Source organism: Myxosarcina sp. GI1, assembly GCF_000756305.1.
Lineage (GTDB): Bacteria > Cyanobacteriota > Cyanobacteriia > Cyanobacteriales > Xenococcaceae > Myxosarcina.
Genome location: NZ_JRFE01000016.1, coordinates 213,137 through 225,436, shown reverse-complemented (window position 1 = coordinate 225,436; position 12,300 = coordinate 213,137). Strand labels below are relative to the sequence as shown.

The 12,300-nt window shown below is 40.0% G+C and carries 14 protein-coding genes; 8 read left to right on the top strand and 6 right to left on the bottom strand.

Annotated features, from left to right (window positions below; genetic code table 11):
- Positions 1-38: 38 nt before the first annotated feature.
- Both msrA and KV40_RS12610 read right to left on the bottom strand, forming a co-directional pair.
- Complete coding sequence (gene msrA, locus KV40_RS12615; RefSeq protein WP_036481753.1) at positions 39-521, bottom strand: peptide-methionine (S)-S-oxide reductase MsrA; 483 nt, start codon at positions 519-521, stop codon at positions 39-41.
- A gap of 176 nt (positions 522-697) precedes the next feature.
- Positions 698-1,435, bottom strand: a complete 738-nt coding sequence (locus KV40_RS12610) for a GAF domain-containing protein (protein WP_036481750.1) — start codon at positions 1,433-1,435, stop codon at positions 698-700.
- A 285-nt stretch (positions 1,436-1,720) separates the two neighbouring features.
- On the opposite strand from KV40_RS12610, the gene KV40_RS12605 reads away from it, so the two are divergent.
- Entirely contained in the window at positions 1,721-3,046 is a 1,326-nt protein-coding gene (locus KV40_RS12605; RefSeq protein ID WP_036481747.1) for a TMEM143 family protein, read from the top strand.
- A 12-nt stretch (positions 3,047-3,058) separates the two neighbouring features.
- Here KV40_RS12605 and KV40_RS12600 read toward each other — a convergent pair whose 3' ends face one another.
- Positions 3,059-3,268, bottom strand: coding sequence for a hypothetical protein (locus KV40_RS12600; RefSeq protein ID WP_036481743.1), 210 nt, complete (start codon positions 3,266-3,268; stop codon positions 3,059-3,061).
- Between the two features lie 148 nt (positions 3,269-3,416).
- On the opposite strand from KV40_RS12600, the gene KV40_RS12595 reads away from it, so the two are divergent.
- On the top strand, positions 3,417-4,157 hold the full coding sequence (locus tag KV40_RS12595) for an SDR family NAD(P)-dependent oxidoreductase (RefSeq protein ID WP_036481741.1): 741 nt from the start codon (positions 3,417-3,419) through the stop codon (positions 4,155-4,157).
- Between the two features lie 23 nt (positions 4,158-4,180).
- Here KV40_RS12595 and KV40_RS12590 read toward each other — a convergent pair whose 3' ends face one another.
- Positions 4,181-4,768 carry a ParA family protein gene (locus KV40_RS12590; protein ID WP_036481739.1) on the bottom strand — a complete coding sequence of 196 codons (588 nt, stop codon included), beginning with the start codon at positions 4,766-4,768 and terminating at the stop codon, positions 4,181-4,183.
- Between the two features lie 265 nt (positions 4,769-5,033).
- On the opposite strand from KV40_RS12590, the gene KV40_RS12585 reads away from it, so the two are divergent.
- Both KV40_RS12585 and KV40_RS12580 read left to right on the top strand, forming a co-directional pair.
- Positions 5,034-5,597, top strand: coding sequence for a DUF3124 domain-containing protein (locus KV40_RS12585; RefSeq protein ID WP_036481737.1), 564 nt, complete (start codon positions 5,034-5,036; stop codon positions 5,595-5,597).
- A 17-nt stretch (positions 5,598-5,614) separates the two neighbouring features.
- Entirely contained in the window at positions 5,615-7,219 is a 1,605-nt protein-coding gene (locus tag KV40_RS12580; protein WP_371260778.1) for a cation:proton antiporter, read from the top strand.
- On the opposite strand, the gene KV40_RS12575 is transcribed toward KV40_RS12580, so the two are convergent.
- Positions 7,216-7,896: a TrkA family potassium uptake protein gene (locus KV40_RS12575; RefSeq protein ID WP_036481734.1), complete on the bottom strand. Its 681-nt coding sequence runs from the start codon at positions 7,894-7,896 to the stop codon at positions 7,216-7,218. The two genes, KV40_RS12580 and KV40_RS12575, sit on opposite strands and share 4 nt — an antisense overlap.
- Positions 7,897-8,067: 171 nt before the next feature.
- On the opposite strand from KV40_RS12575, the gene KV40_RS12570 reads away from it, so the two are divergent.
- On the top strand, positions 8,068-9,480 hold the full coding sequence (locus KV40_RS12570) for an NAD-dependent malic enzyme (RefSeq protein ID WP_036481732.1): 1,413 nt from the start codon (positions 8,068-8,070) through the stop codon (positions 9,478-9,480).
- A gap of 37 nt (positions 9,481-9,517) precedes the next feature.
- Positions 9,518-10,327 (top strand): D-alanyl-D-alanine carboxypeptidase family protein, encoded by an 810-nt coding sequence (locus KV40_RS12565; protein WP_036481730.1) that lies wholly within the window; start codon positions 9,518-9,520, stop codon positions 10,325-10,327.
- A 70-nt stretch (positions 10,328-10,397) separates the two neighbouring features.
- Here KV40_RS12565 and KV40_RS12560 read toward each other — a convergent pair whose 3' ends face one another.
- Positions 10,398-10,592, bottom strand: a complete 195-nt coding sequence (locus tag KV40_RS12560; protein WP_052055596.1) for a cation transporter — start codon at positions 10,590-10,592, stop codon at positions 10,398-10,400.
- Between the two features lie 308 nt (positions 10,593-10,900).
- Here KV40_RS12560 and KV40_RS12555 point away from each other — a divergent pair, with 308 nt between their 5' ends.
- Together KV40_RS12555 and KV40_RS12550 are read left to right on the top strand one after the other, a co-directional pair.
- Entirely contained in the window at positions 10,901-11,767 is an 867-nt protein-coding gene (locus tag KV40_RS12555) for an SWIM zinc finger family protein (RefSeq protein ID WP_036481726.1), read from the top strand.
- A 17-nt stretch (positions 11,768-11,784) separates the two neighbouring features.
- Entirely contained in the window at positions 11,785-12,276 is a 492-nt protein-coding gene (locus KV40_RS12550) for an OsmC family protein (protein WP_036481724.1), read from the top strand.
- Positions 12,277-12,300 lie beyond the last annotated feature (24 nt).

Genomic DNA, 12,300 nt, shown 5'->3' with positions numbered 1-12,300 from the left:
GCTGGCGACTGAGATATTTGTCTCTTTCCGCCAGCTTTTTAGATCTGATTTGAAGTATTAATTAAAGAGCGTTTCTTTTTTTCTAAATACTGCTGGTCTGACTCTCTTGCCAAATAGTATTCTGACGCAGGCTTAATTTGAGTGACAATTTCTCGGTCGAATCGTCCCGATTGTTGTAGCTTGCCTTTGGAAGCTCTAGCCTCTCTTTCTTGTTGGGAACTATGATAAAAAATTACCGAGCGATATTGTTCTCCTTTGTCTGCTCCTTGGCGATTTAATTGAGTGGGGTCGTGAATCGACCAAAAAACAGCTAATAGTTCCAAATAACTAACTTTTTCAGGATCGTACATGACCTGGGCTACTTCAGCATGACCCGTAATTCTTGAAAGTACGTCCAAATAACTCGGATTGGCAAAATGTCCGCCCATATAACCTACGGAAGTCTCACTAACTCCCTTTAGTTGACGGAAAGCCTCTTCTATTTTCCAAAAACATCCCGCTCCAAATGTAGCTGTTTCCATGTTTTTTCGTTCTTTAACTGTCTATATTAAAATTATCTCGCGATAAATCTGTAATAGTAAAAATGTTCTATTTTTTTTGTTGGTGCCAAAGAAAGCAGCGATCGCTTTGCCAAAACTTCAAGCTAATCCAACTTTGACTCAGACAGTAGACTGGACTTATAGCGAACGATATTACTTTATTGAAGTGTAGATTCGCTATCTGCATCTGTTTCTGTTAGCAAAACCTCCGCCACTTCTGGAAAGTATATTTGCATACAGCTATCGCATACACCGTGAGTAAATTCTACGTCTGAATATTTCTCGATAAACTGCTCGACAGTTGACCAATAACCTCGGTCGTTACGAATACCCTTACAGTAAGAACAAATTGGCACTAACCCCTTCATAATTTCGATTTTTTCCAGGGCGTCGGCTAGTTGAGACGAGACTCGTCGTAACTCTAGTTGCATAACCACCTGGCGAGCTAGTGCCTCTAAAGTTTTTTTCTGAGACTCTGATAAATCTTCTCTAGGCTTACGGTCGATTATACAAAGCGTTCCAATAGAGTATCCTTCGGGAGTAATAAGGGGAACTCCTGCATAAAAGCGAATGCCTGGAGCACAAGTAACCAGCGGATTATTTACGAAGCGTTCGTCGCGAAGTGCATCTTTGACCACCATTATGCTTTTACTAAGAATAGTATGGGCGCAGAATGAGACATCACGAGCAGTTTCTGCGACATTTAGTCCTACTTTGGACTTAAACCATTGTCGTTCTGAATCGACAAAACTAATTAAAGCGATCGGTACCTCACAAATAAAAGCAGCCAGGGTAGCAATGTCATTGTATGCTGATTCGGAGGGAGTATCTAAAATTCTATATTGTCTTAGTGCTTCGAGTCGCGCAGCTTCTCTAGCAGGAGGCTTATCTTTCATTACTAGAATACTCTAATCCATATACCTACCATTCAGTATATGACAGCCAATTTAAGCAAGTTACTCAGGCACAATAGCATTTAATAATGCTTAATGATTTAAACATAGATGAAACTACCAACTACATAAGACAATCAATAACAACTTTAAAAATGCGATCGAAGTTTTTAGGGAAGAAACTTAAATGTATTCAAGGAAGCTCTGTTTGACATTCGTTATAGCAATCTAGCGGTTAGTTTGTCACAAAATAAATAAAGATATTAAATTTTGAGTAACAGTAGAATTATGGCATCGTATCAAGATCGAGAAGCTTATATTCCCTATCGGCAAGCCGAGCTAATCGAACTTTGTTTGGAAGACGGACATTTAAATAATGAGGAGAAACAAAAGTTTAAGGATTTTTGTTCGCTTTTATCAGCTTTTTATCATTTTAAATTTCAAGCTTATTTAGAACATCTAAAAAATAATTATGCTCCCTTTAACCCCGATACCAATTTAAAGTCTAATAAGATAACTAAAGAAGACTTGCCTAAGATGGAAACCAAGTTGATAGAAGACTTCAAACTAGTTTTAGAAAGAGCCAACTATAAGCCCATCTCGCAAGCTGCTTTAAAAGATGCTTTCAAAAATAGATCGGTTATCGAACTCAAAACGAAAGTAGATTTTGATGATTTCGACCAAATGGTTTGTTACCGTCGAGGTGACTTCAAGCAAACTATTGAGTACAAAAAGTTTTTTAGAAAAAAAACAAAGCAAATTGAAGTTCTCGATCGCGTAGTTTTATTAATCAAGTTTAAAGATGAAGAATATTTTAGAAAACAAGATACTGACGGAGGATTACTTAAATTTGTTCCAGGTAAAATGTATGTTTATTTTTACCGAAATGTCCCTCAATACGATCTGGAGCTACTATTTCCCAATATTAAAATTAGTATGACCTGGAAAGACCGATTAAAATTGATAATTCCTGCTTTTGGTGCGGCGATTCCTGTAATACTCAAGGCTCTACCCAAACTAGCATTACTTATCGGGGCAATTTCTTTTTTAATTTTTGGCTCGACAAGCATTTTAGGCATTGAAGTTAGTGAAGAAAATGTACGCAATTTTATGCCCGTTCTAACTGCTCTTTTATCTTTAGTAGTGGTTTTAGGAGGTTATGCTTTTAAGCAATATAGTAAATACAAAAGCAAGCTAATCGAGTTTCGTAAAAAAGTAACAGATACTTTGTTTTTTAAAAACCAGGCTAATAACGCCAGCGTTTTTTATTCTTTAATTAATGCTGCAGAAGAAGAAGAATGCAAAGAAATTATTTTAGTTTACTATCATCTTTTAACTAGTAAAACTCCGCTAACCGCGTCGGAATTAGACGATCGCATCGAAACCTGGATGGATGACAAATTCAAAGTGAAAATTGATTTTGATATCAAAGGTCCAATTAATAATTTAAAACAAACTCGCGGTAAGGTTGTCTATCCCTATAATAATGAAGCAGATTGTCCTGAAATTTCTCTGCTAAAACAAGACGAACGAGGAAACTGCCATATTTTGTCTTTAGATGAATCTAAATTACTTATTGACTATATTTGGGACAATATTTTTCACTATACTTAGAACTCAACCTTTTCAATCGGCTTTTCCTTCTATTAGCTCAGTTTTTTGAATCAAAAAAGTGGCAACAAAATCGATAAAAGTGCGAATGCGAGTAACGTATCTTAAATCTTCATGAGTTAAAATCCATAACTCTTTTTCTAATTCAGGAATTGGCAGAGAAACACGAGCTAAAGCGCGATCGCTATCTTTATAAATAGCAAGGTAGTAAAGCCAGTCCTGCATGTTCCTTTACTGCTGCTAGTATTCCCATACAGGTATCGAAGCGATACCAAAATTTTACCCTGGGAACGGTATGCTTTAGCCAACGGGCAGTTGCCGAATCAATTATGCTTTCCTCAAAACCAAGTTTTGTAAATATAAGGTAAACGAAATGACAGAATTACAAGGAAAAAACGCCTTTGTTACTGGCGGAACTCGCGGAATTGGCGCAGCAATAGTCCGAAAAATGGCAGAGGCAGGTGCAAACATTGCCTTCACTTATCATAAGTCTCAGGATAAAGCCGATATTTTGGTGAGAGAAATTGAAGCTAGAGGAGTTCGGGGATTAGCAATTCAGGCTGATGCTATGGAAGCAAACAATGTTGTGCAGGCAATCCAAAAAGCTGTATCGGCACTTGGAGCTATAGATATTCTCATCAATAATGCAGGGATTTTCGAGCTTAAATCTATTACCGAAAGTACCTTAGAAGATTACGAAAGAACTGAAAAAGTTAATATCAAAGCTGTTTTTGCCGCCACGATGGAAGCTGTTAAATCTATGCCAGAAGGGGGGCGTATTCTTACTATCGGCAGCGTGAATGCAGATTCTATGCCGTTTCCTGGTGGTTCGCTTTATGCTATGAGTAAAGCCGCCGTACAGATGATGACTAAAAGCTGGGCGAGAGATTTAGGCAGTAAAAAAATTACTGCAAATGTAATTCAACCAGGTCCAATTGATACGGACATGAATCCAGCCGATAGTGCTTTTGGAGAAACCATAACGGAGATGACAGCGATTAAACGCTATGGCAAACCAGAAGAAATTGCCGAATTAGCTGCTTTTCTAGCCAGTCCTAAAGCAGCTAACATTACTGGTTCGATAATTAACATTGATGGAGGGATGACAGTTTAGTAAATATTTTACTAACGCTGTGTTTATCTCAAAATTTCTTTGCCTACGGCAACGTATTTAGACCATCCCAAATGCGATCGCTCGTCGGGAAAATCTTTGACAATTACGCCGCGACTGGGAGATCTTTGAAATGCCACCAACAAAGGAATATCGGTTTTAAATAGAGGCAGTTGGGCTGCTTCCAAAAATTTTCTTGCTTCTCTACCATTGATAGTTCGAGAGTCTACTTTGGTCAACAAAACTTTGTAATTAGCCTTGAGAGGTTTGAGCAACTCGATCGCCTTGACGGTAGAATCTAAATCTAAATGGTTGGGTGTTGTGGGCAAAATTAGTAAATCGCTACCTATTGCTAAATCTTCTAGTTCTTCTGGTTCTGGTCTGGCTTGGGTATCGATAATAATGTGGGTGAATTTTGAGATCAAACCAGGAGAACCCGCTTGCGAAGCGACGTAAAAAGGTAGCTTATCTTCTTTCGACCAGACTAAAGCCGAACGGTTTTTATCCGCATCGATAAGCAGTGTCGGTGCAATAGTTTGAAAATAGGCAGCTAAATGAACCGCCGTTGTGGTTTTACCCACTCCTCCTTTTAAAGCTGTAATTGCAATTATCATCGTCAGCCAGATGAACATAGTTTAGTAGTAGTAGTTTACCTATAAGCGCGTCTAACGCAAACAAACGCGAGCGCGATATACACAAAATTAAACAGCTTGGGAACGGCAAAAGGCATAAATAGACAATAGGGTCGTGTCGCTAAAAGTGAGAAAAATAATAATACTTTTGTGTTATTTACCGTAACACTTCGCTCTAACATCATCTATTCTAAGATATTTTGTACGTCGTCACTCAGACCGCCAACGCACCTAAAATCTATTGTTAATGAAGCTATATAAACTTTTTAGTTGGGTAACTGCTGCTGTTTTACTTACATCCTGCATAGCACAGGAGAAGCCGAATCAGTTACAAGTAGATTCCAATCGCCCAACTCCATCGCCAAAAACCATAACCTTGGATGAAAATTACCAAAAAGTAATGGGTCAGACTGTTTATGTTCCCGTTTACTCTCATGTTTTTCATCAGGATGAGAAAAACATTTTCGATTTAGCTGCTACTCTGAGTATTCGCAATACCGATTTCAAAGAGGCGATCGCGATCGCTTCGGTAAAATATTATGATTGGAATGGCAAACTGGTGAAAAATTATCTAGAGCAGCCTATTGAGATTGCGGCATTGTCTTCTACAGATTTTTTCATTAATACTAGCGATCGCAGTGGTGGTTCTGGAGCTAAATTTATTGTGGAGTGGGTAGCCCAAACCAACGTGAGCGAACCGATAGTTGAGGCAATTATGATTGGTACTGGTTTTCAACAGGGAATTTCTTTTGTTAGTCCTGGTAAAGTTATTGAAAATCATCATAATTCTCAACCTGAAAACCCAAATTAGTGACTAACTCTTTGCTTATTGAGCGATTTAGTAATTTACCGTTAGAAGAACCCGCTTCCCTACCTACTGTCGAATTCACTGGGTTGGTAAATAGCTTAATTATTCTGCTTCTCGTCGCAATTGCCGTAGCTTTGGTTACCCGATGGCTGCGAATTCCTTATGTAGTGGGTTTAGTTTTAGCGGGTTTGGCAATTTCTAAGCAAGCATTACCCGAATCTGTCGGTCTAAATCCCGATGTAATTCTGAATTTATTTTTGCCTATTCTGATTTTTGAAGCAGCCATTAATACGGATATTAGCCGTTTACGCAGTACAGTTAAGCCCATTGCTTTACTCGCAGGACCAGGGGTAGTTCTATCAGCAGTTATTACAGCTTTTCTTCTTAAATATGGGTTGGGGTTGTCATGGATTACCGCTTCGGCTGTAGGAGTAATTTTAACTATTACCGATACGGTTTCGGTGATTGCTGCCTTCAGAAGCGTTCCCGTACCTGGGCGATTAGCCACCATTGTCGAAGGAGAAAGTCTTTTTAACGATGGAATTGCTTTAGTGTTGTTGAGCATAATTACGACAATTCATCTTCAGGGAGCGTTTGCTCTTGGTGAAAGTGTCGAACAAATTTTTATTGCTTTTGTGGGTGGTGGTCTTCTCGGTTTGGGGTTGGGTTATTTATGTGTGGGGTTATTTCGGCAGTTAGATGATGCTTTTAGTAATATTTTGCTTACGGTAGCAGTCTCTTTAGGAACATTTCAAATCGGTCAAGCCTTGGGAGTTTCTAGTGCGATCGCAGTTGTCATCGCTGGTCTAGTAATTGGTAATTTGGGCTTACGTCAAACCTCTGCCTCAATTCAAGTGACGTTGCTAAATTTCTGGGAATATGCTGGCTTTGGGGTTAATACCTTTATTTTTTTATTCGTAGGTCTTGAAGTTCAACCGCCCATTCTTTTAGAAACTTTGCCCACTGCTCTTTTAGCCATTGTAATTTATCAAATTGGGCGCGTTTGTTCTATCTATCCCTTACTATCTTTCTTGCGTTTTATCGATCGTCCACTTCCTTTAAAATGGCAGCACGTTTTAATTTTTGGCAATGTTAAGGGGTCGCTGTCAATGGCTCTGGCTTTGAGTTTGCCCTTTACTATGCCTGGAAGAATGCAGGTAATTACCTTGGTGTTTAGCACTGTGTTGGTGTCTCTCATCGGACAGGGGCTGAGCTTGCCTTGGTTGGTCAAACGGCTACAGTTAATAAAACCCTCCTCGATCGGGCAGAAAATCGAAACTTTACAACTGAATTTGATTGCAGCTAAAGCTGCTCAGGAAGAACTACAAAATCTCTTGCAATCTGGCAGTTTACCAAAATTTCTTTACGAAGAGCTATTTGCCAGCTATCAAGCTAGAATTGCTTCATCTGAACGAGAACTACGCGATCTTTATAATCAAAGAATAACCTATCTATCAAACAAATTTGAGGATCGGCAATATTTAGATGGTCTATATCGTCGTCTCTATTTAGCAGAAAAAGGAGCGATTAATGACGCCATTTTTAATGGATTGCTTCCAGATGGTATTGCTCAGTCATATCTTCAAGAACTTAACGAAAAACTACTATCTCTCAAAGATGACTAAGAAGAACATAAGCCGATAAAATCAATTAGTTGTCGTACGAGTTCGGGTTTAGTTACCGCTAAAATAGTAAATCCGCTTTCTATGATAGTGCTACCATTGGGAATGTTTAAAGCTTCGTGAGGATGCGCTTGATAGCCAATAATTAATGTGCCTGCAGGAAACCGAGAATCCCGAGCTATTTCAGCCACACTACGCCCTATTATATAACAGGTTTGGGGAATGGAAAGCTTTAAAACCTCAATTTGTCCCTGTTCAAAGTGCATCATGGCATCTATTTGGGGATATTCAATCGCGTTGACAACTCTGTTAATGGCTAACTCTGTAGTGCTGATAATATGGGTTGCACCCGCCAATTGATACGGTTCGGTGAAGTCGCGATTGCGCATTCGCACGACAATTTGAGATACGCCGTAGTGTCTGCACAGAGTAACCAGTGCTAGATTGATTGCATCTTCTGTTAAAGTGGCAATAACTGCATTGGCTTTACGAATCCCCGCTTCTAGCAGTACGGTTGTGTTGACCGCACTTCCTTCAAAAGCCATTACGCCAATTTTTTCACGAGCATATTGACAAGCAAGAGGATTAGTATCTATTACGGCAATAGTATGTCCTCTCTGTAGTAGGGTTTTAGCTAAGTCCAGTCCCATCATTCCAGCCCCACCAATAAGAACGTACATTTTGTCTTTTAACTCATCAATTTTGATTCCAAATTTAGTATCTCGTATTTTTTAACCTGCTATTAAATTTTCATGTGTTTAAAAAGTACGATCTAAGTTGACGCGATTGGATAAACTGTCTTAAAAGTAAAAACGAGCTACAATTGTCTATTCTTAAAGTAGGTAGAAAAGATGGTTGATTTAAATCCAAGTTCCAGTTTTAGTTTAAAAATCGAACTGGAAATTCCTAATCGCCCAGGAGCATTAGCTTCAGTCATGAGTGCGATCGCGTCTTTGGGTGGTAGTTTGGGAGACATTTCGCTGCTGCAATACAATCACAAATACACTCAGCGAGAATTAACGGTAGATGCTTCTAGTAGCGAACACGCCGATAAAATTGTCAGTGCCATCGAAGCTCTACCTAGCGTCAAAGTTATTAACTACAGCGATCGCACTTTTGCCATTCATCGGGGAGGCAAGATTAGCATCGAGAGCAAACTTCCTCTAAAATCTCAGTCCGATCTTTCGATGGCTTATACTCCTGGAGTTGGCAGGATTTGCAGAGCGATCGCAGAAAATCCCGAACGGGTGTATTCCCTGACGATTAAGAGCAATACCGTAGCAGTAGTTACCGATGGTAGTGCCGTATTAGGTCTGGGTAATTTAGGAGCGGGTGCGGCTCTACCAGTGATGGAAGGTAAAGCTTTATTATTTAAGGAATTTGCTGGAATTGATGCTTTTCCCATTTGTTTGGATACTCAAGATACCGAAGCAATTATTCAAACTGTCAAACATATCGCTCCAGTGTTTGGCGGCATAAATTTAGAGGATATTGCCGCTCCTCGGTGTTTTGAAATCGAACGACGTTTGAGAGCAGAACTAAATATTCCCGTATTTCACGACGATCAGCACGGTACGGCAATTGTAGTCTTAGCTGCTTTATATAATGCTCTAACCTTAGTTGGGAAATCTCTAGCTGAAGTAAAAATTGTCATCAATGGTGCGGGGGCAGCAGGAGTAGCGATCGCTACTCTGTTACAGAAAGCAGGAGCGACAACAATTATTTTATGTGATTCGCAAGGAATTATTGCTAGAGAGCGCGATAATCTTAACGAGCAAAAACTAGCATTTGCTGTAGCTCAAAGTGGTAGTTTGGCTGATGCCATGCAGGAAGCCGATGTTTTTTTGGGAGTCAGCGCACCAGGAGTAGTTAGCCCCGAAATGGTCGAATCGATGGCAAAAGAGCCGATTGTTTTTGCTATGGCGAATCCCGTACCCGAAATTCAACCAGAATTAGTTTACAATCGCGTAGGGGTAATGGCTACAGGACGCAGCGACTATCCCAATCAGATCAATAATGTGTTAGCCTTTCCTGGTGTTTTTCGCGGTGCTTTAGATTGTCGCAGCATGGCAATTACTACTAATATGTACCTCGAAGCAGCCAAAGCGATCGCCGCTTTAGTTGCTCCTCAAGATTTAGATCGCGAACACATTATTCCCTCTGTGTTCGATGCTAGAGTAGCCACTGCTGTAGCCACTGCCGTTAGTTTGGCTGCCGAACATGACGGAGTTGCTAGAGCGTACCAGCAACAAAAACTACAATAAGTGTCGAAGCCCAAAGCCCAACAATTCTTAACTGACAATGGATGAGATCCCAGAAGCAATAAGAGTTAGAGAAAGCATTAACGAGACTAAACGTTCGTCTGTAACTTTAGTTGCTGGAGGTGTGCTTTGCCTCGTTATCGTTGGTTCGCTAGCAATTTTTTTAGCTTCTTCCAGCAAACAGCCACAGCCTACAGTAAGTTCGCTTCCTGCAAAAAGCAAGGTTGAGACTGATAATAGCAACACAGAGGCAGTTTCTAGTCCGTCACCACCAGCAAACGCTCAGGCACTCAAACCCACGTCTTCGTTTGACTCAAACTCTGCCAGACCAGATAAAGAAAATTTACTCGGTCACTTACCCTACCAGGAAGTTTCAGAAGCAAATTTAGAATCTATTACTGCTAACGGTAGTGTTCGCCTGCATCCTAAAGCAGCAGCCAAATTTCGCGAAATGCAGGCAGCAGCCAGAGCCGAAGGGGTTATTTTGACTCCAATCTCTGGTTTTCGCTCGGTTAAAGCTCAAGAACAGTTATTCTTTGGAGTTAAAGAACAAAGAGTTCAAGATGCTGTAAAAAGAGCAGAAGTTAGCGCGCCGCCTGGATACAGCGAACATCATACGGGATATGCGATTGACATCGGCGATGGTAAGGTTCCAGCAGCCAATGTAGAACCAGAATTTGAGAACACTGCTGCTTTTCGCTGGTTACAGGCAAATGCTGCTCGCTATAGCTTTGAGTTGTCTTTTCCGCTCAATAATTCTCAAGGAATTAGCTACGAACCCTGGCACTGGCGTTATGTAGGCGATCGCCAGAGCTTAGAGACTTTCTATAAAGTTAACAACGAACAATGAACAATGTTTACCGAGCGTTGGCGATCGCTCATTGCTCATTGTCAATACCGCCCATTAACCAAAAACAATACTATTCTTCTATTTTGTGACCCTCAGCTTCAATTAGCTCGATAAAAGTTTCTGCTGATGCTTTTGAATCTACAGTTACTTTTTTAGTGTTGGTATCGATTTCAACTTTAGCATCTGGTTCGGAAGTAAGAATAGTTTCTTTAAGTCTGTCAGCAGCTTCGGAACTATTAATGGTAGGTACTTTTAATTCAATCATTATTAATCCTCAATAAAAATTCTGTAAACAACCTGAATCCAAATAAATAAGTATTCAATTATACGATTCTAGCTTTACTGCTACTATTGATAAACTAACTTTAGAAGGATTTGGTTTCGACCGAGCATCGCTCGCTGTTGTTAAAGGCGCTCGCCCAAAATTTATAGCAGTTTTCATCTTAAGTTAAATACAAATTCAAACCAAACCAAGGTCGCCAAAATCTTAATGCCTAGTGTCTAACTAATCCAAAGTGTACTTTATTCGATCGAGAATTGCTTTAATCGCATACAGATAAAAGTTTTATAATTATGGAATTTGCTACAGAAGAATGGTGGGTCAGGCGCTGGTTGGAATTACTCGATTCTTATCGGTTTAAAAAGCGGCTCGAACGAGGCAGAAACTATGCCAGAGAAGGAAACGTTTTAAGTATTGTATTCGAGCGATCGCAAGCTTTAGCGGCAGTGCAGGGTAGCGAAGCCGAACCCTATCGAGTGGCAATTTCTCTCGAACCATTTCCCAGTGAAAATCGCGAACGAGCAATTGCTAAGATGTCTCAGCCTCCCTTTACCGATGAAGATTGGGAAGCTGTAATTCAAACTATGTCTGAAAAAGCGATCTTTTCTGCCCAATTACTGGCAGGAGAAATGCCAGAAGACATTGAAGCCGTGTTTACCGCCAATGGCTTGAGTTTATTTCCCTTTACTCTCAACGACGTTCGCTCTCGCTGTAGCTGTCCCGATAAAGCCAATCCTTGCAAACATATTGCGGCAGTTTACTATCAGTTGGGCGATCGCTTTAAAGAAGATCCCTTTATTATTTTTCAACTTCGCGGCAGAACTAAAGAGCAAATACTTGAAGGTTTGCGGCAGATGCGTACTCAAAAGGCAGCATCATTACCTAAAGAACCAACAGATAAATTAGAAAACAATACTGAGGCTACCATGCCAGCAGCCGATGAAACCCAAGTCAATCGCTTTTGGCAGTACGACGAACCTTTAGAATCTTCCTTAGTAGCGATCGCGCCTCCTTTAGAAAATAAAAATGTTCTCGATTTACTAGGCAGAATTCCGTTGCCAGCTGCCGATACCGAAGCTTTAGAGCAATTTTTAACTCAGACCTATCAAACAGCTACTCAACAGGCGATTATGGCAGCTTTGAGCAATGAAAATAAATAAAGCGTTCCAGATAAATTATGTCAAAAGAACATAAGTATCAAACAATTCTCAAATGGACGGGGAATAGAAATAGAGGTACTGAAAATTACCAAGCCTATGACCGCACTTATGAAATAGAAGTAAAAGGCAAGCCGATCGTTTATGGCTCATCAGATCCTACTTTTCGTGGAGATAAAACCAAATATAACCCCGAAGAATTATTGGTAGCTTCTCTGTCTAGTTGTCATATGCTGTGGTATCTGCATTTATGTTCTGAAGCAGGAATAATTGCGATCGCCTATCGAGATATCGCTATTGGCAAGATGGAGGAAATGAAAAATGGTAGCGGAAAATTTACCGAAGTTGTTCTTCAGCCAGAGGCTACTATTACTACTGAAAGCGATTTGAAAAAGGCAAAACAGTTACACCAAACAGCCCACAAATTTTGTTTTATTGCTAATTCAGTTAACTTTCCCGTTCTTTGTCAACCATCGATTAAACAAAGCTCAAATAGAGAAGGGGATTTATAAACTATCTCAGATAGTCAAACATTA

Coding starts and splice junctions, on each gene's coding strand:
- KV40_RS12560 (WP_052055596.1), bottom strand. CDS start 10,592: ATGATTGAATTAAAAGTACCTACCATTAATAGTTCCGAAGCTGCTGAC.
- KV40_RS12555 (WP_036481726.1), top strand. CDS start 10,901: ATGGAATTTGCTACAGAAGAATGGTGGGTCAGGCGCTGGTTGGAATTA.
- KV40_RS12610 (WP_036481750.1), bottom strand. CDS start 1,435: ATGAAAGATAAGCCTCCTGCTAGAGAAGCTGCGCGACTCGAAGCACTA.
- msrA (WP_036481753.1), bottom strand. CDS start 521: ATGGAAACAGCTACATTTGGAGCGGGATGTTTTTGGAAAATAGAAGAG.
- KV40_RS12570 (WP_036481732.1), top strand. CDS start 8,068: ATGGTTGATTTAAATCCAAGTTCCAGTTTTAGTTTAAAAATCGAACTG.
- KV40_RS12605 (WP_036481747.1), top strand. CDS start 1,721: ATGGCATCGTATCAAGATCGAGAAGCTTATATTCCCTATCGGCAAGCC.
- KV40_RS12595 (WP_036481741.1), top strand. CDS start 3,417: ATGACAGAATTACAAGGAAAAAACGCCTTTGTTACTGGCGGAACTCGC.
- KV40_RS12565 (WP_036481730.1), top strand. CDS start 9,518: ATGGATGAGATCCCAGAAGCAATAAGAGTTAGAGAAAGCATTAACGAG.
- KV40_RS12600 (WP_036481743.1), bottom strand. CDS start 3,268: ATGCAGGACTGGCTTTACTACCTTGCTATTTATAAAGATAGCGATCGC.
- KV40_RS12575 (WP_036481734.1), bottom strand. CDS start 7,896: ATGTACGTTCTTATTGGTGGGGCTGGAATGATGGGACTGGACTTAGCT.
- KV40_RS12550 (WP_036481724.1), top strand. CDS start 11,785: ATGTCAAAAGAACATAAGTATCAAACAATTCTCAAATGGACGGGGAAT.
- KV40_RS12590 (WP_036481739.1), bottom strand. CDS start 4,768: ATGATAATTGCAATTACAGCTTTAAAAGGAGGAGTGGGTAAAACCACA.
- KV40_RS12585 (WP_036481737.1), top strand. CDS start 5,034: ATGAAGCTATATAAACTTTTTAGTTGGGTAACTGCTGCTGTTTTACTT.